Annotated in this window: 19 protein-coding genes; 12 read left to right on the top strand and 7 right to left on the bottom strand. The window is 40.2% G+C overall.

All coding sequences use genetic code 11. The features are described from left to right. Window positions 1-145 precede the first annotated feature (145 nt). The 7 genes from HYW21_04960 (at window position 146) to HYW21_04930 (ending at window position 7,394) form a co-directional block, all read left to right on the top strand. On the top strand, window positions 146-499 hold the full coding sequence (locus HYW21_04960) for a hypothetical protein (protein MBI2548674.1): 354 nt from the start codon (window positions 146-148) through the stop codon (window positions 497-499). A gap of 703 nt (window positions 500-1,202) precedes the next feature. Then, the gene (locus tag HYW21_04955; GenBank protein ID MBI2548673.1) at window positions 1,203-2,609 is read left to right on the top strand and encodes a hypothetical protein; all 1,407 of its coding nucleotides are present in this window, start codon (window positions 1,203-1,205) and stop codon (window positions 2,607-2,609) included. 152 nt (window positions 2,610-2,761) lie between these two features. Beyond that, window positions 2,762-3,565, top strand: a complete 804-nt coding sequence (locus HYW21_04950; GenBank protein MBI2548672.1) for a hypothetical protein — start codon at window positions 2,762-2,764, stop codon at window positions 3,563-3,565. A gap of 41 nt (window positions 3,566-3,606) precedes the next feature. Continuing rightward, window positions 3,607-3,960, top strand: a complete 354-nt coding sequence (locus HYW21_04945; GenBank protein MBI2548671.1) for a hypothetical protein — start codon at window positions 3,607-3,609, stop codon at window positions 3,958-3,960. Beyond that, window positions 3,941-5,452: a type II/IV secretion system ATPase subunit gene (locus HYW21_04940; GenBank protein ID MBI2548670.1), complete on the top strand. Its 1,512-nt coding sequence runs from the start codon at window positions 3,941-3,943 to the stop codon at window positions 5,450-5,452. The genes HYW21_04945 and HYW21_04940 overlap by 20 nt, the downstream gene beginning before the upstream one ends. Before the next feature lie 49 nt (window positions 5,453-5,501). Next, window positions 5,502-6,398, top strand: coding sequence for a type II secretion system F family protein (locus tag HYW21_04935; GenBank protein ID MBI2548669.1), 897 nt, complete (start codon window positions 5,502-5,504; stop codon window positions 6,396-6,398). Window positions 6,399-6,422: 24 nt separating this feature from the next. After that, window positions 6,423-7,394 (top strand): type II secretion system F family protein, encoded by a 972-nt coding sequence (locus HYW21_04930; GenBank protein ID MBI2548668.1) that lies wholly within the window; start codon window positions 6,423-6,425, stop codon window positions 7,392-7,394. A 4-nt stretch (window positions 7,395-7,398) separates the two neighbouring features. On the opposite strand, the gene HYW21_04925 is transcribed toward HYW21_04930, so the two are convergent. Then, a complete protein-coding gene (locus HYW21_04925) occupies window positions 7,399-8,289 on the bottom strand; it encodes a DMT family transporter (GenBank protein ID MBI2548667.1) in 891 nt (296 codons plus the stop codon). A gap of 14 nt (window positions 8,290-8,303) precedes the next feature. After that, window positions 8,304-9,251, bottom strand: a complete 948-nt coding sequence (locus tag HYW21_04920; GenBank protein MBI2548666.1) for a hypothetical protein — start codon at window positions 9,249-9,251, stop codon at window positions 8,304-8,306. Window positions 9,252-9,354: 103 nt separating this feature from the next. Here HYW21_04920 and HYW21_04915 point away from each other — a divergent pair, with 103 nt between their 5' ends. Continuing rightward, entirely contained in the window at window positions 9,355-10,095 is a 741-nt protein-coding gene (locus tag HYW21_04915; GenBank protein MBI2548665.1) for a class I SAM-dependent methyltransferase, read from the top strand. 8 nt (window positions 10,096-10,103) lie between these two features. Then, window positions 10,104-11,258: a glutamate 5-kinase gene (gene proB, locus HYW21_04910; protein ID MBI2548664.1), complete on the top strand. Its 1,155-nt coding sequence runs from the start codon at window positions 10,104-10,106 to the stop codon at window positions 11,256-11,258. On the opposite strand, the gene HYW21_04905 is transcribed toward proB, so the two are convergent. Both HYW21_04905 and purH read right to left on the bottom strand, forming a co-directional pair. Then, complete coding sequence (locus HYW21_04905; GenBank protein MBI2548663.1) at window positions 11,237-11,764, bottom strand: VTT domain-containing protein; 528 nt, start codon at window positions 11,762-11,764, stop codon at window positions 11,237-11,239. The two genes, proB and HYW21_04905, sit on opposite strands and share 22 nt — an antisense overlap. A gap of 78 nt (window positions 11,765-11,842) precedes the next feature. Continuing rightward, a complete protein-coding gene (purH, locus tag HYW21_04900; protein ID MBI2548662.1) occupies window positions 11,843-13,444 on the bottom strand; it encodes a bifunctional phosphoribosylaminoimidazolecarboxamide formyltransferase/IMP cyclohydrolase in 1,602 nt (533 codons plus the stop codon). 163 nt (window positions 13,445-13,607) lie between these two features. Between purH and HYW21_04895 the strand changes: the two genes are divergently transcribed. From HYW21_04895 to HYW21_04885, 3 genes are read left to right on the top strand one after another with little or no spacing between them, the layout of a single operon-like run. Next, the gene (locus HYW21_04895; protein ID MBI2548661.1) at window positions 13,608-14,108 is read left to right on the top strand and encodes a hypothetical protein; all 501 of its coding nucleotides are present in this window, start codon (window positions 13,608-13,610) and stop codon (window positions 14,106-14,108) included. A gap of 11 nt (window positions 14,109-14,119) precedes the next feature. Further along, window positions 14,120-14,338 carry a hypothetical protein gene (locus HYW21_04890; protein MBI2548660.1) on the top strand — a complete coding sequence of 73 codons (219 nt, stop codon included), beginning with the start codon at window positions 14,120-14,122 and terminating at the stop codon, window positions 14,336-14,338. A 41-nt stretch (window positions 14,339-14,379) separates the two neighbouring features. Beyond that, window positions 14,380-14,928, top strand: coding sequence for a type II secretion system protein (locus HYW21_04885; GenBank protein ID MBI2548659.1), 549 nt, complete (start codon window positions 14,380-14,382; stop codon window positions 14,926-14,928). Window positions 14,929-14,932: 4 nt separating this feature from the next. Here the strand turns inward: HYW21_04885 and HYW21_04880 are convergent, their stop codons facing one another. The 3 genes from HYW21_04880 to HYW21_04870 form a co-directional block, all read right to left on the bottom strand. Further along, complete coding sequence (locus HYW21_04880; GenBank protein MBI2548658.1) at window positions 14,933-15,799, bottom strand: triose-phosphate isomerase; 867 nt, start codon at window positions 15,797-15,799, stop codon at window positions 14,933-14,935. A gap of 77 nt (window positions 15,800-15,876) precedes the next feature. Continuing rightward, the gene (gene argS, locus HYW21_04875) at window positions 15,877-17,592 is read right to left on the bottom strand and encodes an arginine--tRNA ligase (GenBank protein MBI2548657.1); all 1,716 of its coding nucleotides are present in this window, start codon (window positions 17,590-17,592) and stop codon (window positions 15,877-15,879) included. Window positions 17,593-17,774: 182 nt separating this feature from the next. After that, on the bottom strand, window positions 17,775-18,866 hold the full coding sequence (locus HYW21_04870; GenBank protein MBI2548656.1) for a DNA double-strand break repair nuclease NurA: 1,092 nt from the start codon (window positions 18,864-18,866) through the stop codon (window positions 17,775-17,777). Window positions 18,867-19,759 lie beyond the last annotated feature (893 nt).

Below are 19,759 nucleotides of genomic sequence, written 5' to 3'. Positions count from 1 at the left end.
GCACTATATCGAGGAGTGTCAGGAGAAACACTGGGATAAGAGAAGAGAACAAAAGAGCCTGATAGCGTATTAAGCTTTAATGGCGGCGAAACGCTGAGTGGTTTCAACCCTCAGATAGCCGCCTTTTGTTTATTATTTACATACATTGAAAACTTCAAAGAGCAGGGACTGGCAACTGACCACTGCATACTACACTATCTATCATGGCGTTTATTCCCTTCTTATGAAAGTGGGCATCAAATGCGAGATTCATTCGTGTACTATTGAGTTTACAAAAAAGTATCTGAAAGATCATTTTACACCCGATGATTTTGAATTGATTGAAAAAGCCTTCTCTGCAAGAATAGACTCACAGTATTATGTGAATAAGCAAGTGCCAGACAAAAACTTTGAGCTTATCCTGAAAAAGACTCCAACATTCCTAGTCAAATGCAAGAACATTGTAATTGACCAAAAAGAGATAATCGAGATAAGAGCCAGGATATCTTCAGTAAGATGAAACCCAAACAATAATAACGAGAATAATTTTGATTTTCAGAACGATCTTTGATTCTGATAAACGTTAACAGAATAAGAGAAAAATAAAAATAAAAAGAAAATTAATACGAAATTACTTTTTCTTTTTTCCGGCTTTCTTTTTTGCAGCCTTCTTTTTTGCCATGAGTATTCACCTCCTCTTATTTTGCATTATTTATTTTAACTTAAGTAATCCCTATCTTCAGTATAGTCAATACCATCTCCATCATGGTCATCGTCTTGATCGTCGTCTTCATCAACATTTTCGTAGTATTCTTCCTCTTCCATATGCTCACCTCAAGCTAAGATTAATCGGAGATTAGAGGAATAGCCTAATCTTCGTTGGCAAACAAATTGAGAACACCAAGAACACTTTTTTCTTTTCATTTTTGAAGAGATAATCAATTACGTTTTATTCTATGTATAACTACTATTTAAAACTTTCTAAATTCCTGCAAATTATTTTGCATTGATTTTTGTGGTGAATCTTTTTTGCATGGTGAATGTTGAGATTGCAATGGATGCATATTCTGTTTTCCATCACATTGATTTGAATGAATATTTTTTTATCATGTCGATACTTTTATATACGAAGAATATCATTTCTTTTGGGTAATGCTTTCAATAGGCAAGTTTAAGATTGTTGGACACTCTCACTCATTACGCACATCTGTATGATAACTACCATGAAAAAAACAAGCCTCATCTCTTATCTACTCTTGTTCGTTCTTATTCTTTTTTTTGTATCTGTTGAAATGCGCGGTTTATTCCAATATGATCTTGGTGATGAATGGATTTATTTTTACATGGGAAGATTGGTTACTGAGGGCTATGTACCTTATACTGATTTTTTCTTTGCTCATCCTCCACTTCATCTTTACCTTACTGCACTCGCTTTTCTGGTTTCTGGTTTTCATATCACTTTTGTCAAGCTTATTCCGTTGATTTCAACACTCATTTCAGGACTTGTTCTCTTTTTTTTTATGAAAAAAACAACGAACAGTCTTCCTGCAGCGCTAGTAACAACTGCTCTGTTTTTATTAAGCTACAACACCTTACTTGAAGCAACTTACGGCCTTGGTATTAATGAAACAACGATGTTTGTTGTTATTGCTTTGTATTTTCTCTTTGCAAGCTCTTTTCGCTATCGTGTGTTTGCATCTGGCATAAGCTTTGGTCTTGCAGGAATAACTGGATTGTATAGTCTTGTTCCCTTTCTGGTTATTGGGTTATATCTTTTGGTTGTTAAACGATCTGAATTTCTTCATTTTCTTCTTGGTTTTTGCTTGATCTTTGGAACCGTTAATCTTCTCTTTTTTATAATCAGTGGAATGCCGTATCTGTCTCAGGTTTACTTATACCATCTCCTTAAACCAAAAGGTGAGAGTAATACCATTCATCTGATAGGAACCGTGATAAGGATGAACTTCTTTCTTGTTGCCAGTGCACTTCTTGCCTTGCTTACCCGAGCAAGAAAACACTTTACTACGATTTGGCTCGTTGCTTTAGCATACGTTCTCTTTCTTTTGGCGCTCAATAGAATCTTTGCGTTTTACTTTGTCTTGCTCTTCCCTTTCTTAGCTATTCTTGGTGGTTTTGGATTAGTGCTTCTCTTTACCCGGCTCTACGAGAAATTTCCACGGTGGATATTTTTTGTTATTATTGCTGGTCTGGGTCTTTTTTTTCTTTGGAACCTTACTGCTGATGCGCTTTATCTTAATCGCTTTGATTTTGCCTCATTTGATTCTTTGGAAGAAATGGTCACTTTTATTCAGGAGACTACCTCATCAAAGGAAACTATTTTTGGCGATGATTCTTCAGTCCCTCTCCTAGCCCTTCTCGCCGATCGTTCTATTACCTTACAAGAGGTTGATACGAATGATATGCGTTTTCGAAGTGGTTTAACGAGTATAAGCGAACTCATCAAAACACTTAATGAAGCTGGAGTACGTTATGTCATCATTCGACCTTATCGGGGTATTGGTATGGCAAACGAACTCTCTGCATACCTCCAAGATCGATGTTTCCTCGTTCAACAATATAATGATGGTAATCACGGAGACTTTCTAGTCTATGACTGCAAAAAAACATAAAGAAAGCACACAGAACATGGTTTGCAGTACAAACGAGTTACATGAAGCGCAAACTATTTAAATATAGTTCCTTTTATAGATAAAACCTACAATAAATCCCGTAGGTCGTAACCTGAAGAAAAAAGAAGTAACGTAAAAAGAGGGGGATTTTTTTGCCTTGGTTTGAAAAAAAAGAGGAATTGAGAAAGAATACCCTTTTCAATGGACAGTATTCTCTTTTGTCGCGTATAAAAGAATCCTTCCTTGATCAACTGTTATTTATTCTTGGCCTTGTTGCTTTTATCTTAGGATATGTTTTTGATAGCGTTGCCCTTATTGTACTTGGGAGTATCTTCTTTCTTCTGTTTGTATTATTCCTCTGGATTCATTTTCGCCATCTTCCTCATGCAGATCAATCAGTCTCAACAGGTTCTCTACAACCCCTTCCCTCTTCATTTCCCGATAAGCTTGCAGCTAAGTCTTCTTCAGAAAAAGTTTTCTCTGGCCACGCACCTTTGTCCCCCTCAAAGTTTGATGAGCTTCACCAAACCACCACACTCTCGTTTTTGAAGACCTATGGGAATCGGGTAAAAGTTACTGACGAAGAAGAACAGCGATTAGTCCAACGTGTGTATCTGCTCCTTGAACGAGAACAAGAGTTAAAAAATATTCGATCAGAACTAGAACATGAGGAACATGCGCTTAAAACGGAAATTGAGTTAGTCTATGATGATTTTCTTTTCCTGACAGGACTTCCCTCTGCTTTGGAACAACATGCTCCTGAACATACACTCGCCGATGACGTGAAAAAGGTTTTGACCATGGTTGATGAACTTCTTGAAAAGCTTCCTGAACATGAGATACGGCAATTTGTTGCCTCAGAGGACTTTGCTGTTTACCAACGTTTGATGGAGAATATTAAACAAGAATCAACCAAAGAGTATAGCAAAGGACAAAATAAAGAACCCATAATCTAAAAACGTATGATATAGACGTAAAAGACAATGGTGGTAGCTCCATGGGATTATTACATAAAGGCAAACAGATTATTTCAGAGAGGAATGAGTCGCTTACCCCTCCTCTTATTCCCCCTACAGTTCCCTCTATGCTTCATCAGAAGGCTGTTGGTGAAACAACGGTTCATCAAAAGAAGCATAAGATACAAACTCGTCTGGATGATCTGTATACCTTAGTTCAGGAACAGAAAGCAGTCTCATTAGAACAAGCTTCAGTGGCTTTACAATGCCCTCCTCAGATCATTGAAGAATGGGCAGCGCTTCTTGACAAAGCTGGCCTTATGACCCTTACTTATCCTCCGTTTGGACAACCTTCCTTGCAGGTAAAAGAGCATCATGACAAAAAAACTCGTTGAAACCTACACGGTTATTGCAGATGAGGTTCCTGCAGTTGTTCGTATCTTTCAAGACTCAAGAGAGAATGTCCTTACCTATGATCTTGAAATGCCAGAGATTGGTCCTGCAACACAGGCATTGCTTGATGTACTTACTGAAGAACTGGCTGATACTGTCCCTTTAGACATAGCAACCATTACTGACCTTGAAGAATTAAGCATTCTGAAAAAGGAATTTCTGAGCACAGCAAAAGCTTTGCTCATTCGTCATGTAGGGAATGAGAATAAAGATCAGAATATCCTTGCGGGAATACTCCTTCACCGCATTTTTGGATTAGGCTTTATTGATGTCATTCTTGCCGATAATTACCTTGAGGAATTAACGATTAATAGTTCCAAGCACCATATTGCTGTTTATCATAAACGATTGGGATGGTGCACAACGTCACAGCAATTGAAAGATGAAGAACAGATCTATAATCTGGCTGCCCAGATTGGAAGAAAAGTAGGAAGAGAGATTAATATCCTACATCCTATTATGGATGCTCATCTCCTGACCGGGGATCGTGTCGCAGCAACCATGTTTCCTATTTCAACAGCGGGAAATACCTTAACCATTCGCCGGTTTGCGAGAAATCCCTGGACTATTATTGCCTTGCTTTCCCCAGAAACAAAAACCTTGAATAAGGAAATTGCAGCGTTTCTCTGGCTAGCAGTACAGTATGAACTTAATATTCTTGTTGCTGGTGGCACTGCATCCGGAAAAACAAGCATGTTGAACAGCATCTGTGGATTTATGCCACCAACCCAACGTATTATCTCTATAGAAGATACTCGCGAGATTAATCTCCCCAAAGAACTCGAGTGGAACTGGGTTCCTTTAACGAGCAGGCCTAAAAACCCTGAAGGTCAAGGTGAAGTGACCATGCTCGATCTCATGGTTGCCAGTTTACGCATGAGACCAGATCGCATCATTGTTGGAGAAATGAGAAGGCGAGAGCAGGCAGAAGCGCTCTTTGAGGCAATGCATACGGGACATAGTGTCTATGCAACCATGCATGCCGATACCGTCCATCAAGTAAAGCGGAGATTATTAGAACCCCCAATACAAATTCCCAAAACTGAACTTGAGGCATTACATCTTATCCTTGTGCAATACAGAGACAGAAGACGTGGATTGCGACGAACACTTGAACTTGCAGAAATTCTGAGTGGTACTGAAAAGGAAGTGCAATTAAATATCTTATTTCGGTGGCATCCTCGTTCAGATACCATTGAAAAAGTCAATCAAAGTGTTCGCGTGGTTGAGGATCTTAATCTCCATACGGGAATGACTATTGCAGAGATTCATGAGGACTTAAAGCAGAAAGAAGCAATCCTCCAATGGATGTTTAATCATCATTTGCTTGATATAACTGTTTTTGGCCGTATTATGAAATATTATTATGTACACCCAAATGAGGTTATCAATGCTGCGCTTACCAATGAGAACCCAACCAAGTTCTTAACGTAATACATTATAACAAAGCCTTTTTTAGGATAATGCATAGAACGATAGCGCTATGGAAACCAAAAAACCACCCTTGTGGATTCTTCCTGAATCCGTGAGTAAAACACTAGGTAAACCATGGAAAGGGTTTGGCTATGTACTTGCAAAGAGATTTCCTCAGATTGAGCAATGGCTAAGCAAAACTCCATTGAGTGTTAATGCACCAACCTATATTCTTTTCTCCCTATGCAATGCGCTTTTCATATTTTTCTGTTCCTTTGCTATTTTCTTTTTCTTACGTTACTATCAACTTCATCAATCCGTTATTGCTTCGGTAGTTATTGCCTTTCTCGTTGCGTTGTTTTTTTCTTTTCTTGTTCTTGTTGTGCTCTTTTATTATCCAAAAATCCTGGCAGGTAAAAAAGCCGAGCAAATCGATAAGAGCCTTACCTTTGCTCTAAAAGATCTCTTACTGCAGATCCATGCAGGAGTGCCTTTATATGATGCGTTGGTAAATATCGCAAAAGCAAAGTATGGGTTGGTATCAGAAGAATTTGCTCGTGTTGTAAAGTCAATTAATAGCGGCAAATCAATTGCAGAGGCACTTGAAGACTTGGCATTAACAAGCGAATCCGAGTTTTTACGAAGAACCATTTGGCAGTTAGTTAATACCATGAAAGCAGGTGCAAGCTTACAAGGCGCATTACATAGTGTTATTGATGGGCTCACGAGCAATCAACGATCAAGCATTAAAAGTTATGCTCAAGAATTGAACCTCTGGAGCTTGTTGTATCTTCTATTTGCTGTTGCTGTTCCTACTATCGGAACAACACTTTTAATTATTCTTTCGTCATTTGCAGGATTCGGTGTTACTCCCGTATTTTTCCTTATGTTTATTGGCCTAACCTTTGTTATTCAAATAATCCTTATTGGATTCGTAAAAACACGACGTCCCATTATCACCTGGTAAATGAGCGAAGAGGTTTATTGTTGTATGAACAAAGAGAGAATCTATAGGATCGTTGCAAGCTGCTGGCCATCGAAGATGCAGCATTATATTGCGCAGCAACTTCTCTTTGCTGCTCAAGCTCAATCATGGATTTCCTGGTTAGGATCATCAACTATTCTTTCACTTCTTGTCTTTTCGATGGCACTTCTCTTTCCCTTAGCTTATGTTGGCTCTTTTGATACCCGTTTTATTTTTCTTGGTCTTTTTTTAGGGGGATTAACCTTTGGCATTCTTTTGTTGTATCTGCGGTATGCGGTTGATCATCGTACTAAAGACGTTGAAGCTGCTCTTCCCGATGCACTCCAGCTTATGGCTGCAAATCTCCACGCAGGTATGACTCCCTTTCAGGCATTGCAACTTTCTGCGCGAAAAGAATTTGGTCCCTTGAGTCATGAAATTCACCATGCAACGAAACGTGCATTTGGCACTGCCTCATTTGATAATGCACTCCTTCAGATAGCTCAGCGTGTTCCTTCAGAGACTCTTGAGCGCTCAATGAAACTCTTTGCAAGAGCCATGCGTTCAGGAGGTCATCTTGCTCCTCTCTTGGAAGAGCTTGGTAAGGATATCGGAGAAACTCGCTCCTTGAAGCGTGAATTTGTTACCCAAACAAAGACCTATGCACTGTTTATCCTTTTTACTGTTCTTCTTGGCGCGCCTATTCTCTTTGCCGTCAGTATTCAATTTCTGGGCATTGTCACGGCTATGCAACAGCAAGTAAATATGAACAACACCTTTGGGATTGGTTTTCTTAGCGGTGATGTAGCCATTAGCGTTGGTTTTGTGCAAACCGTTTCTATTGTTATGCTTTTACTTACCGGGATCTTGGCAAGTGTCTTGATCGGTGTTATTCGCGATGGAACCTTGAGAAGTGGCTTACGGTACAGCCCTTTTATGATGAGTGGCTCTTTACTTGTTTTCTTTATTGCTAAAACGGTTATTGGTAATCTGCTCTAAATACCTAAAACAGAGAAATGACCACAATACTGGAGACAATTAACAGAATAGCTGCATACTGGACCAGATTTAGTTTTTCTTTGTAAACAACTCTTCCATAGAGAGCAGCTACTAAAGGATTTGCAAAGGCAATTGCGACAACAACGCTGGTTGGAAAATATCTAACGCCAAGCATCAGTGTTAATGTTCCTATGGAAGCTAATAAGCCAACAATAAAGAGCGTTCGCCACAATGAACCGGGTATTTTTAACGTAAGTTGTTGTTTTTTGAGAAGATAAAAAAAACTGCAAAGAGTTATGCCACCTTCCAGAATAAAAGAAGTAAGCATGGCTCCTTGAAGTTGTGTGGGAATTCGCATAAGGAACCAGATCACCCCCCAAAGTAATGCCGTAATGGCTGCAAAAAAAATACCTTTGGAATAGGTAAACGTTCCTGGATATTTTTTTGCGTTGTTTCCATTGTTTACCTGTTTTGTGTGATGAGTAGAGATCAGCAAAATACCACAACAAAGTAGACCAAGGGCAATAAGCGTTATGGTTGTTAACTTTTCTTTGTAGACAACTAAGGAAAGAAGGATGGTTATAATGACTGATGCATGAGCAATGGTGCTGACAATACCTATGTTCTCCATTTCTATTGCTTTGTAGAATGTGATGAGAGGAAGATAACCAAGGATGGCAAGAAAAATACTCAACAGGAATGATGACCAATGAAAGCTCATTTCAAAGGGATAGACCAAAAGTGCAATGATATAGATAAGACTAATCACCATTCCTCTGACAAAAATGGTCTGTTGGACCCCGATCTGTTGAATTGGTTTTTTGGCAATGGCATCACCTAATCCATACGCAACCATCGCGATAATCCCAAAGAGAACTGCACCTGAAACGTCCATAGTTACCTTTTTGGCTACTTTTTCTTAAAGGTTGTTACTGGCCTTGCCTGCAGAATATAAATTTTATCATCAATGGCCCATTCAATGTCTTGAGGGAATTCATAATATTTTTCAATATGGGTGCCATGTTCAGCCAAGGCTATTATTTCGTGATCTTCAAGGACTTGGGTGTTTTTCATGTTTTCATCAAAAAAAACCTTATCAGTTTTTCCTTCTGCGTTTTTAAAATACCCAAATTCTTTAATGCCCACATGTTTCTGCTTGATACAGAGAGGATCTTTTCCGAGAATATACGTATCCGGACTTACTTCTCCTCCCACAACTGCCTCACCTAATCCAAAACTTCCTTCAATGATCATTTCTTTCTCTTCATTAGTTACGGGATTAACAGAAAACATGACGCCTGCTTTTTTTGCATTAACCATCTTTTGGACAACGACGGCGATTAGTACTTGCATATGATCAAAGTTATTTTTTACTCTATAATAAATTGCCCTTGCCGTAAATAAACTTGCCCAGCATTCCTTGACATGTTGGACAACAGCTTCCTTTCCCTTGATGTTCAAAAACGTCGCTTGCTGGCCTGCAAAGCTTGCCTGGGGAAGATCTTCTGCGGTAGCTGAGCTTCGAACAGCTACAAACCCGTCTAACTCACTATAAGCTTTGGCAATGCTGGTGCTCATCTCTTTCGAAATAGTTGCATTGAGAATTTTTTCTTGAATCTTTTCTGCAACAGCATCGAGTTTTGCTGTTTCCTCTACATCTAATCCCTTAAGCAGTTTTGCAATACCATCATGTAATCTATTCTCTTTCAGAAAGAGAGCGTATGCCTGCGCCGTTACACAGAATCCCGGAGGAATGGGCATGCCTGCGTTGTACATCTCCCCAAGTGATGCCCCTTTGCCTCCAACCGTAGCAACGTGTTCTTTTGTTATATTGTTAAACCATGCAATCGTCGTCATATTATCATCCCAAGAAAACCATGAATTCTTTTTAAAGGTTTGGGAAGAAAGAGATAAAATTGGAGATGTATTTATAAAACAATCTTCATTTCCTAAATCTACAATGCATGAACGTGTTGATCCTTATTATGATAAGCATATCATGGCATTATCACGATACGCTCATCTACGGCGTTATCGTCATGTTTTGAGCTATACAAAAAGCGATTCTGTTGTTTTAGATGCTGGATGTGGTTCAGGATATGGTTCATCTATGTTGGCTGAAAGGGCATTAGAAGTAACCGGTATAGACTCGTCTGCTGAAGCGATAACTCATGCACAAGAAAGGTATGCTCATCCAAAAGTAACTTATGTTCACGGAGATATTGAAGACCCTTCGGTTTATCCTGACCAAGTTTTTACTATTATCTCGTTATTTGAAGTGCTTGAACATGTAGCTCATCCTGATAAGGTGCTGAGACTATTCCGAGAACATATCCATGAACAAGGGATGTTATTTTTATCGGTCCCCAATGGAAAGAACCTTGTAGATCATAATGAATCACATGAACATACCTATACCAAAGAAGACCTTGAAGCTCTTATCGATGACAGTGGATTTCAGGTTGAGCAAATACTCGGGCAATATCCCCTTATTGGTTTTATGACAGGAATGCTCGAAAAAGTACGGCATGCACAGTGCAGTACTGACATGAGATGGGGCTTATTATCACGGGGGATAAATCATGTTCCGTTTTCAGTTAGGCTATTTTCAGGGATTTATAATGGAGATTTCGCTCTGGCAACATCACGGACATTGTATGTTGTCGCAACACCAAAATATATAAATAGAGCTACCGTGTAGGGTGTTTTATGCGAGAACAATTCAAGGAATGTAAGCGTATTGTTATCAAAATTGGGACACATACGATTACTCAACATGATGGTACGATTGATCAGAAGCACTTGGAGCATTTAATCCAGCAGATTGTTCGTTTAAAGCAGGCTCAATCATTCAACCGTGATGTTGTTGTTGTTTCTTCAGGTGCTGTTGGCGCTGGCATGATGCTCCTGAACATGAATAAACGGCCGCGTATTCTTGCCGAGTTACAGGCCTGTGCTGCGGTTGGTCAAGGCCACCTGATGCATCTGTACGAAATGGAATTTCAGCGCGCAGGTATGCATACTGCACAACTCTTACTAGCTGAAGAGGATTTTACGAATAGAGAACGTTACCTTAATTTCAGGAATACATTACAAGCTCTTTTTGCCCGTCAGGTTATTCCTGTTGTGAATGAAAACGATCCGGTTGCAACCCATGAACTGAAGCTTGGTGATAATGATACCTTAGCAGCTTATGTAGCAACCAATATCAATGCTGATCTTCTGATTATGCTTTCTGATATTGAGGGCCTGTATGATCGTAACCCTAAGGAATTTCACCATGCCAAGCTTGTCCCGGAAGTATGTGAGTTAAATACTGAGGTAGAGAATTTTGCAGGGAAGAAAAAAACAAGCTTAGGTGTTGGCGGTATGAAGACCAAGATTAATGCTGCACGGATATGTATGCAATCTGGTGTTCATATGATTATTGCCAAAGGGAAACAACAGCAGATTATTACTGATATTGTCGCAGGAAAGGCCTTTGGTACGCTTTTTGTAGCCCAAAAGAAAATCGCAAGTCGAGAGCGATGGATTCTCTTCACGAAACCAAAGGGCGTCCTTATTATTGATGATGGTGCAAAAAATGCGCTTTTCCACCAAAAAAGTCTGCTTCCGTCGGGAATTAAAGATGTCAAGGGAACATTTCAGGTTGGTGATCTTGTCTCTCTCCAAACGAGTTCATTGATGAATTCAGAGAAGAAAGATGTTGTTATCGGTCAAGGATTGGTTGAATATGCTGTTCAGGATATTGTTAAAATTAAAGGAAAACAAACAAAAGAGATCCCACAGATTCTAGGATATGCTCCCTCTGATGCTATTGTCCGTAAAGAAAATCTTGTGCTTCATGATCCTCCAAAAAAATAGAATCCATAGATGAGGATAAGGTACTTTACGGTTAAACCAAGAAAACTATAGAAAACTGCAAGACGAAAAGGATATCTTACCATAGCTACGGTCGTGATGAGAATTGGTGAGGATAACGGCAAGAGATTAAAACCAAAAATTGCAATGTTCCCATACTTTTCAATTGCCCTCTTTAATTTTTCAGATTTTCTCTCTCCAATAACATGGTGGATGATGCTGTAACTAAAAAGATAACCTATGCCATAATCAATGAACTGTGCGACCATTGCCGTGCCTATTGCACCAATGAACAGAATAAAGGGATCATAGCCATAGCTAACATAGAAGGGAATAAGGACTTCAACCGGCATGTGGAGAAAGACCAGGTATCCTGCAAAATGAACAATAAAGAAGGAAGAGAGACTAGGCTCAATGCCTTGGATAAGTTGGCGTCCAATCGTTAAGGTAAGGAGTCCCGTGGTCATAATAATCATTACAATGCCAATCAGGACTTGTCTCTTCTTCATAGCTCTACCGTAGGTTATAAGCATATAAAGGTTTTCATTATTCACGCTCATCCAAAAATGGTTTCTAACTGAATAGAACTAGTGTTTGAAGGTTCGGAAACCAGTAAATACCATGACCATGCCATGCTCGTCTGCTGCATCGATTACCTCTTGATCACGGATAGATCCTCCCGGTTGGATGATAGCTTTTATTCCTGCCTTTGCAGCCTCATCAAGCCCATCACGGAAGGGAAAGAACGCATCAGAGGCCATAACTGAGGAACGTGCAAGATCTCCTGCTTTAAACGAAGCGATTTTCACTGCATCTACTCGTGACATCTGTCCCGCTCCTATACCTGTTGTTTGCAGTTCACCGTCCTTAAGCATCTGAGCATAGACAATGGCATTTGATTTTACCTGTTTACAGACTGACCATGCAAACATCATGGCCTTGCTTTGCGCATCATTGGGCTTTTGTTTGGTGACTACACGAAGACCTTCTTTCGTAAGTTTAGGAAACGTTCTTGTCTGGATAAGTATGCCACCAAGAACCTTTTTCATGTCAAAACCAGCAGTTGTACGAACAAGTTTTCCTGTTTCCAATAGACGGATGTTCTTTTTCTCTTGGAGAATGGCCAGTGCATCCTTTTGAAAGGCAGGACAAATAATGATCTCAAGAAATAATGGCTTGAGATATTCAGCAACAGCTTTGGTACAGTTTCTGTTTAATATCACAACACCACCAAAGGCTGACATACTATCAGAGCCCATTGCTAAGTGAATGGCCTGTTCAATAGAGGTAGCGCTAGCCACGCCACAGGGATTGGTATGTTTCAACACCGCTGCTGTTGGTGCGGTAAATTCCTTGATTAATTCAATGGCATCGTTAGCGTCTAAGATGTTATTGTAGGAAAGCCCCTTTCCATGAAGCTGTTTGGCATTTGCAATGCAAGGTTCAGGTATATTTTGTTCACGATAAAATGCTCCCTGTTGATAAGGGTTTTCTCCATAGCGCAAATGCTGAACCAAACTAAAATGGAGATCGAGCATAGAGGGAAAAATCTCTTTATTCTCGTTGTTTTGTGATGGTTGACAGCTTTGCTTGTCATGGCTGCTTTGCCCGCACATTTGCTGCAGATACGTACTAATGGCAGCATCATACAGAGAAACTCGCTGAAACACTTTAAACGCTAACTGCCTTCGCATTTCCTGAGGGACATTACCGTTACGCAATGCATCAGTAATCATGGTATAATCAGAAGGATCGCATACCACTATGACATCTGCATAGTTCTTTGCTGCTGCTCGGAGTAAGCTTGGACCTCCAACATCAATCTGCTCAATAGCCTCTGCTTCGGTTACCTTTGCATGAGCAATGGTCTCCTCAAAAGGATAAAGATTAACAACGACCATATCAATGAACGGGATCTTTGCCGTCTCCATTTGTTTGAGATGATCATTGTTAGCACGTTGGGCAAGGATACCAGCAAATACCTTTGGATGGAGAGTTTTTACTCGTCCGTCTAACATCTCAGGGAATTGTGTGTAGCTTGCAACATCAACAACAGGAAGCTTGTGCTTCTTGAGTAATGCAGCCGTACCTCCTGTGGAGACTATTTCAACACCTAAAGAAACCAACTGAGAAACAAACGCAACAATCCCTTCTTTATTGGAAACACTCACCAAAGCGCGTTTGATCATAACGTGCTGCTGGAGAGGGCTACTCCTATAAAAAGATTATGACAAATGCAAGAATATCGCTTTTTTCGAGATTCTCTTCGAGAGACAGAAGCGAAACATATATAAATAAGTAGATGCTCAGAGGATACAGAGTGTGCGCTGTATCACAAAAGAGGTGAATTGAATGATTTTCTTCCATAAAAAAAAGGGAAGTTTAAGCCTTTCTATTAATGCGGTTGTCGTTCTTGTATTGGCCATAGCCATGCTTGGTCTTGGGTTAGCATTTACCAAAGGGATGTTCTCTAAACTTCAGAGCAAACTTGAGATCCCTCCGCCGGATTATCCGGCAACTGCAGAGGATCCCCTTGTTGTTCCTCTCACGGTTATGCCCATCGAGCAAAATAAGGACACCGAATTCAGCTTCAACTTTTATAACACCCAGACAGATCCCTGTACTGACTGTTTTCCCGCTATTACCTGTGTGATAAATGCTGCTCCAACAAGTCTATTCATTACAGGACTACCACAAACCGTAACCGCTGCAACAGCAGCACAATTTAAGATTCTTGCCGCAGTTCCTTCAGGAACAGCTTCAGGAAAATATGCTTGTAAGATTGTGATGACCCCACAAGCTCAACTAACAAATGTATTCGCTCAGACCCAGTTCTTTATCCAGGTCAAATAGAGGTGATGCTCATGAAAAAACGATTAACCCGTCAGGAAGAGTTTGAAGTGATGAAACTCGTCCTGGATAAATTCCTCTGGATTGGTGTGTTAGTAATGCTCTTTGGCGCATACCAGATGACTGTTGGAGACTACAGTGTTACAAAAGGATTGAGCTTTGTTGTTGTCGGAGCGATTGTGCTTGTCCTGATGCTCATTCTCATTGTCCGAGAATATGAAGTGATCCAGTAATTAACTGTTGGAAAACAGGAAAACATAACCTCCTCAGTAAAATGATGCGTTCAAAAAAAGGGTTTGAATTTACCGTTACGTATCTTGTTATGCTGATTCTTGGCATTGCAGCGTTAATTTTTGGCATTTTGTTTGCTACTGATCTTTTTGGTAAAGCGCAACAAACAAAACTCCAGCTGGATGAACAGACTGAAAAACAAATAGAACAGCTCTTGCTGGATGGCTCACGGGTAGCTATTCCCTTGAATCAGAAAGAGGTCCAACGGAATGATCTTGTCACGTTTGGTATTGGTGTCCTCAATGTTCTGGGTAATCAAGAAACCTTTACGCTAAGCATTGAGCCAGGAGCAGGTTATCGTACCGATAAAACAACCATCTGTTCTCCCTGTCAAGCAGAAGCCCAGTCATGGATACAAAATGCCCAAAGAACGATAACCCTCAAGAACAACGAAGATTACACCTTTCTGGTAGGGTTTCTTGTGCCAAACGATGCCCAAGCAGGAACTTATATCTTCAATGTCAAGGTAGAAAACGGTATTGCACCACCCCAAGTCTATGGGACTGCAAAAATCTATGTTGAAGTAAGGTAAAAAATTACCAGGAAATAAGTGGTGATGAATCATTATCTTCGGGTGATTGAGGCTTTGGCAGGTCATCAGGCGGAAGCATTGCTGAGGAAGACATCATCTGTTCAGGCCATGGAAGTACCTTAAGGATAGCCTTAAATGATTCAAGATCAAGACTTGCACCACCTATTAAAAACCCGTCAATGTCTTTCTGGTCAAGTAATACCTTTGCATTCTCTGGCTTAACACTGCCGCCGTACAGAATCTTGATGGCCTTTCCAAGGGTAGGATCAAAATGTTCCTTGAGCAATTGACGGATATAGGCATGGACCTCTTGGGCTTGTTCAGGCGTTGCTGTTTTTCCTGTTCCAATGGCCCAGATTGGCTCATACGCAACAACAAGACGGTCAAGTTCTTCATGTTCAAGACTAGCAAGAATTTCTTTCAGCTGCATACTTACCTTTGCCTTGGTATACCGTTGTTCACGTTCCTGAAGAGTTTCACCAATGCAGACAATAGGGATTAATCCATGATTCAATGCAGCAAGAACCTTTTTCCGGACAGCATCGTTTGTTTCGCCAAAGAATTCCCGACGTTCAGAATGGCCGAGAATAACGTAGGTGCAGCCTAATGCCTGGAGCATGAGCGGAGAGATTTCGCCGGTATAAGCCCCAGCATCTTTGTAATGCATATGTTGTGCGCCAAGTGCAACGGTGCTTCCAACGTTCCCAAGAATAGTATTGCAGGACGCAAGTGCAGTAAATGAAGGACAGATAACAATGTCACGATCAGCTGTTTGTCCAACAACAGCAACCAAGTCTTTACAAAAAGCTGCTGCCTCTTCATGGGTCTTGTTCATCTTCCAATTCGCTACAAAGAGTGGTTTTTTTGTCATCATGGTATCACCTTAGCATCACCTTGATTTCAGGATTTTGGGGTATCGTGTTTTTTAGTCCTGAGTTCTCCATTGCCTTACATCCGTTCAGGAGCATCAATGGCTAACAAGGTAAGTCCATTCTGCAAGACCTGGCGGACTGCAGCAATGATCATTAAACGACGCAACTTTATTCCAGGAGGCGCTTTTAAGATTGGGCAGGAATGATAAAATTCATTACATTGCTGCGCAAGATCAAGTAAATAACGAGGGATTAAGGATAGCCGGTACGTGCTAATGGTATCTTCCACAATACCAGGGTAGCGGGCAAGGAGAGCAATAAGTTCTTTCTCCTGGGGAAGTTGCTCGGCAAAAGAGATTTCTTTCAGAATTTCTGGAGTTGCAGTAAACCTCGCCTTTCGAAGAATGGAGCAGATCCGTGCATGGGCATATTGGACATACGGTCCGGTTTCGCCCTCGAATGCAAGGGATTCCTCTGGATGGAAAAGGATATCCTTACTTGGATCATGCTTTAACAGGTAAAATCGTATTGCAGCCATGGCTATCTGCTGAGCACGAGCCTCGATATCAGTTGCACTTAAACGGGGATGTCGCTTTACGGTTTCTTGTTTTGCCAAGGTAACCATCTCAGCCACCAAATCATCAGCATCAACAACCGTTCCTTCGCGTGATTTCATCTTTCCCGTAGGTAAGTTAACCATACCATAAGAAAAGTGATAGCATTTATCAGCAAAGGGCATTCCGAGAAGACGTAACACCGTAAACAACACCTGAAAATGATGGTTTTGCTCATTGGCAACAACATAGATGCATTGATCGTAATGATAATCTTCATAACGTAGTTTTGCTACGTATAAATCCTGGGTAATATAGACAGCAGTTCCATTTGAACGAAGCAGGACTTTTTTACCATATCCCTGGCTATGTAAATCAACAACAATAGCCCCATCAGCCTCTTGACTAAAAATCCCTTTTTGTAATCCTTCTAAAACGATTTCCTTTCCGTGGAGATAGGTCTCACTCTCATAATATTCCTTGGCAAAGCGAACGCCAAATAATGCATATGTTTCCTGAAATCCAGCAAGTGCCCAGGTATTCATGTTTTTCCATAAGGCTATAACCGTAGGATCATGGGCTTCCCACTGTGCAAGCATGGCCTGTACTTCTTGTTCAAGTTCAGGATTATTCTTTGCTTCTTGAGCAAACTTAACATAATACTTTCCAACAAAATGATCAGATTTAAGCCCTGATTTTTCTGGAGAATCATCGTTTCCCCATTTTTTATATGCAAGCATTGATTTGCAGATATGCACCCCACGATCGTTATTAATGTTTACCGGAACAACCGTACAGCCACCAACTTCAAGAATATTTCCAAGAGCAACACCCAGAACCATATTCCTTACATGACCAAGGTGGAGCGGCTTATTGGTATTCGGTCCAACAAATTCAATAACAACCTTTTTTTTCAAGCTCTTTTTTCTGCCATAGTTCTCTTTTTCTTTCAGAATATGCTGCAACGTGTCTATTGCTTGGGTATGTTGATCAAGAAAGAAATTAACGTATGGCCCATGAGCTTCGATACGCTCAATGAGGGGAGAAGGTTTCAATTGTTTACTTAAGTCTTGGGCAATTTCTTGGGGAGATTTTTTCATTATTTTAGCTAAGGGAAAACAGGGAAATGCGTAATCTCCTAACTCCGGAGAAGGAGGAACCTCAAGGATTACTTCTCTATCTAGGTTTAATGATTTCTTTAGAAGGGTAATAATTTCCTCACGAAACAGATCGGCCATAAACTCCATAAAATAATGTTGATATAAAAAGGTTTGGAATTATAATAGAGGACAATAGTATTTACTATGTTTTTTCCTCTATTATATACTAGAAAACCTAACAAATAATATTAAAAATGTAGGTTTTCTATTATATGATGGTATTGTGATAGAATCTCATTCAAAAGAAGCAGATCTTAAAATTAAAGGATAGTATCCAAAACAGCGTGAGCGTTCTTCGTGCGCAAGGAATGTTCAATAAGTTTCCAGTGGCTTCCTGCATGAACCATGAGTTGGGTCTTGAGAAGCTCTTTTTCCTGATGGCTGATACGAGCAAACTGGTCTGCTGAGATTAACCCATACGGATAACCTGGAAAAATAGCATCTCGAGCATTTTGGGCAAGTCCAGCAACGACTTTTGCAAGGTCACAATGCTCATCATGGATACTTTCAAACAAAAAAATATAGCGTGCAGTAGAGTGAAGCTTAACAAATGACAATAATGTCTTATCAGAATAGTCCTGACGTACGGCAAGAGGAGTATAGTACCATATCCCCTCAGCAGGTGCATGTTGTTGCAGGAGTGGAACAATAGATGTTCCTTTCTTGGTGATGATTGAATTTGTTTTACATAGTCCGCACAAAAGTATCTGCTTACTGGTAGCTTCATGAGAGAGTGTTTCAAATACCTTTTGCTCTTCACGATGAGTGATCTGTAGTGAACCATCAAGAACAAGGATAGCACCTGGATCGCTTTGCTGAACCATAAACTGAGCCATACGAAGTTCTAATATTCTTCTGATGAGTTCTCCGATTTTATTTAATGCGACGCGTTGTTGTCCAAGGCGTAATGATTCATCCATCGCATCAATAAGGAACTGTTGAGGAACGGAAAACAATGACTTTTCTGAGGCATATAGTTTTACTTTAAAATAGACATGATCCTTTTGGGTAAGAGGAGAAATCATACATAACCAATTACTGCGGTAAAAGGCAACTCGTTTATTGTTCTTCACCATGACTGCAGCTGTCCGTAACTGCTGTAACGAAAAACAGGATGATTCAAGAATTTCAGCATTTCCACCATCAACAAAAAGGAAGGTAAGGTTAAGCGAAGTGTTGGGAGAGTAAGGTTGGATGTGGTGAAAATTTGCTGCAGCAAAAGGAAAAGTGGTGTAGCCAGCTTCAGAGAATATAACTTCATGAGCTTCATTGGCACTATTTTTTGCACTCTCTTCCAGCTCTTCGGTATTAACCCGAAGATGGGCAATGAGATCCCCAAGAATGTCCTGCATAAAAAGAAGAAAAGTATCATGGTATAAAAAGATAACGCAAGAATTATATAATCCTACCTCAATAGGAAGAACGATGGAAAAAAAAGAGGAGAAAAATGAAGTCGTGGGATGGCTCCGAGACCATAAACTCTTGATTGGTTTAGGAATTAGTTTGCTTATTCTTCTCTTATTCATTAGTGCAAAAGGCTGGCTGTATTTTCAGTTTATTTTAGGGAATGATATCATCATTAAAGTTACTACAGACAAGGATTATATAACACTCTTGCACGGAGAAGAAGACAATATTACCTTTACCGTTAATGCAAAAGCAAATACGTTCTGTAAAGCGATATGTTTCGTTCAATTTGAAGATCTAAGTACAGAAACCTCTAACGTTCCAGAAAACTTCAGCGTACAAGCAGGCATACCCGTAACTAAAACCTATGGCATTCAAACGCCTCTGTATGGTGAAGGGTATCTTCTCTATCGCTTTGATATAACCTGCCAGGGAAAGCAAAGTGCGCTTTGCCATACCAAAGAAGAAGACACAACCAGAAATGTTCTCGTGTTAGTCTCCTATGAACGTACTGTATCTGAGGATATTCTTCGAGAAAAGCTTTTTCCAGAACTGAATGAACTTGCACAAACCATGACAACAACGACCAATACACTTACCGAAAGTAACCGAATACGTGTGCTCGTTGATCCATATATTATAACGGACGAATTTCAAATATCGCTCAACCTGTTACAAAGGAATGTTACCGAACAAATCAGTAAACTAGAACATTTAGAGCAAGTGTGGCGCGCAGAAAGATATCAAAGCGTCAAAGACGAATATGTTTCGTTTATTCCCACTGCAAGCCTCTATGCCCAGCAAGCAGAGGAGATGTTCAATAATCTCACCAGTATGG

Source organism: Candidatus Woesearchaeota archaeon (assembly GCA_016187565.1).
GTDB lineage: Archaea > Nanobdellota > Nanobdellia > Woesearchaeales > JACPJR01 > JACPJR01.
The sequence above is the reverse complement of the archived record's forward strand: the minus strand, read 5'-3'. Positions and strand labels throughout refer to the sequence as shown.

Excerpts from the sequence above, each read along its gene's own strand:
- purH (MBI2548662.1), bottom strand. The coding sequence starts at position 13,444 with ATGATCAAACGCGCTTTGGTGAGTGTTTCCAATAAAGAAGGGATTGTT.
- HYW21_04870 (MBI2548656.1), bottom strand. The coding sequence starts at position 18,866 with ATGCAGGACATTCTTGGGGATCTCATTGCCCATCTTCGGGTTAATACC.
- HYW21_04930 (MBI2548668.1), top strand. The coding sequence starts at position 6,423 with ATGAACAAAGAGAGAATCTATAGGATCGTTGCAAGCTGCTGGCCATCG.
- HYW21_04895 (MBI2548661.1), top strand. The coding sequence starts at position 13,608 with ATGATTTTCTTCCATAAAAAAAAGGGAAGTTTAAGCCTTTCTATTAAT.
- HYW21_04925 (MBI2548667.1), bottom strand. The coding sequence starts at position 8,289 with ATGGACGTTTCAGGTGCAGTTCTCTTTGGGATTATCGCGATGGTTGCG.
- proB (MBI2548664.1), top strand. The coding sequence starts at position 10,104 with ATGCGAGAACAATTCAAGGAATGTAAGCGTATTGTTATCAAAATTGGG.
- HYW21_04880 (MBI2548658.1), bottom strand. The coding sequence starts at position 15,799 with ATGACAAAAAAACCACTCTTTGTAGCGAATTGGAAGATGAACAAGACC.
- HYW21_04945 (MBI2548671.1), top strand. The coding sequence starts at position 3,607 with ATGGGATTATTACATAAAGGCAAACAGATTATTTCAGAGAGGAATGAG.
- HYW21_04955 (MBI2548673.1), top strand. The coding sequence starts at position 1,203 with ATGAAAAAAACAAGCCTCATCTCTTATCTACTCTTGTTCGTTCTTATT.
- HYW21_04890 (MBI2548660.1), top strand. The coding sequence starts at position 14,120 with ATGAAAAAACGATTAACCCGTCAGGAAGAGTTTGAAGTGATGAAACTC.
- HYW21_04905 (MBI2548663.1), bottom strand. The coding sequence starts at position 11,764 with ATGAAGAAGAGACAAGTCCTGATTGGCATTGTAATGATTATTATGACC.
- HYW21_04920 (MBI2548666.1), bottom strand. The coding sequence starts at position 9,251 with ATGACGACGATTGCATGGTTTAACAATATAACAAAAGAACACGTTGCT.
- HYW21_04885 (MBI2548659.1), top strand. The coding sequence starts at position 14,380 with ATGATGCGTTCAAAAAAAGGGTTTGAATTTACCGTTACGTATCTTGTT.
- HYW21_04940 (MBI2548670.1), top strand. The coding sequence starts at position 3,941 with ATGACAAAAAAACTCGTTGAAACCTACACGGTTATTGCAGATGAGGTT.
- HYW21_04915 (MBI2548665.1), top strand. The coding sequence starts at position 9,355 with ATGCATGAACGTGTTGATCCTTATTATGATAAGCATATCATGGCATTA.
- argS (MBI2548657.1), bottom strand. The coding sequence starts at position 17,592 with ATGGCCGATCTGTTTCGTGAGGAAATTATTACCCTTCTAAAGAAATCA.
- HYW21_04935 (MBI2548669.1), top strand. The coding sequence starts at position 5,502 with ATGGAAACCAAAAAACCACCCTTGTGGATTCTTCCTGAATCCGTGAGT.